This is a genomic window from Bacillus sp. 05T31, from assembly GCF_056396725.1.
Genome location: NZ_JBFTMA010001274.1, coordinates 1 through 570, shown reverse-complemented (window position 1 = coordinate 570; position 570 = coordinate 1). Strand labels below are relative to the sequence as shown.

1 protein-coding gene is annotated in these 570 nt (G+C 31.4%); it reads right to left on the bottom strand.

Annotated features, from left to right (window positions below; translation table 11 throughout):
- Nucleotides 1–105: 105 nt before the first annotated feature.
- Nucleotides 106–531, bottom strand: a complete 426-nt coding sequence (locus AC1DJR_RS32865; RefSeq protein WP_477004554.1) for a (deoxy)nucleoside triphosphate pyrophosphohydrolase — start codon at nt 529–531, stop codon at nt 106–108.
- Between the last annotated feature and the right edge of the window lie 39 nt (nt 532–570).

Here is a 570-nt window from a genome sequence, read left to right as displayed (position 1 = left end):
AGCCAATCCTTTAAAATTGATCATATACTAACATTTTGATTTTGAATTAAACAAATATGCCTTTTCATTTCGTGCATAGTAACCATACACTACTATCTTCATAATTTAACACATGTCGCTGCTATTTAAATTTCTATTGAAATCCAAGTACAAAGCTTCTACAGTTGGAAGATCTGCTGGTGCCCATTCTAAGTTTCTTAAACTATTAACACTAATCCATTTTATTTCCGTATGTTCCAAAGCCTTAGGTTTACCTAAAACAATACGCGCTTTGTATGTAATCAAATGAACGAAAATACTATCATACTCATACTCAACTTCTTCTATTTTCTCATTTATAGTARTGGTACAACCCAATTCTTCTTTAATCTCACGTACTAGTGCAAATTCCGGCTGTTCTCCTGTATTTATCTTTCCCCCAGGAAAYTCCCAATAGTTMGGTAATGWCATTGTAGGAGAACGTAATGCACATAAAACTTCATTATTTTCATTAAAAATAACTGCACCAACAACCGATACTTTTTTTTTCATACAATATCGCTTCCTTATATTTTTAGTAAATATTTAACC